This window comes from Paenibacillus jiangxiensis (assembly GCF_046098255.1).
GTDB classification, from domain to species: domain Bacteria; phylum Bacillota; class Bacilli; order Paenibacillales; family Paenibacillaceae; genus Paenibacillus; species Paenibacillus jiagnxiensis.
The window spans coordinates 1-538 of the sequence record NZ_JBJURI010000086.1 but is presented as its reverse complement, the minus strand read 5'-3'; the positions used below and the strand labels follow the sequence as shown (position 1 = coordinate 538).

The window sequence follows — 538 nt, the reverse complement described above, 5'->3', positions numbered from 1 at the left end:
TTCCTTCGGGACAGAGGAGACAGGTGGTGCATGGTTGTCGTCAGCTCGTGTCGTGAGATGTTGGGTTAAGTCCCGCAACGAGCGCAACCCTTGATCTTAGTTGCCAGCACTTCGGGTGGGCACTCTAAGGTGACTGCCGGTGACAAACCGGAGGAAGGTGGGGATGACGTCAAATCATCATGCCCCTTATGACCTGGGCTACACACGTACTACAATGGCCGGTACAACGGGAAGCGAAGTCGCGAGATGGAGCGAATCCTTACAAGCCGGTCTCAGTTCGGATTGCAGGCTGCAACTCGCCTGCATGAAGTCGGAATTGCTAGTAATCGCGGATCAGCATGCCGCGGTGAATACGTTCCCGGGTCTTGTACACACCGCCCGTCACACCACGAGAGTTTACAACACCCGAAGTCGGTGGGGTAACCGCAAGGAGCCAGCCGCCGAAGGTGGGGTAGATGATTGGGGTGAAGTCGTAACAAGGTAGCCGTATCGGAAGGTGCGGCTGGATCACCTCCTTTCTATGGAGAATCGCTTCCTG

General features: G+C 56.1%; 1 rRNA gene. It reads left to right on the top strand.

Going from position 1 to position 538, the window contains the following annotated elements:
- A 16S ribosomal RNA gene (locus tag ACI1P2_RS31435) occupies positions 1-518 on the top strand; the annotation flags it as partial.
- Positions 519-538 lie beyond the last annotated feature (20 nt).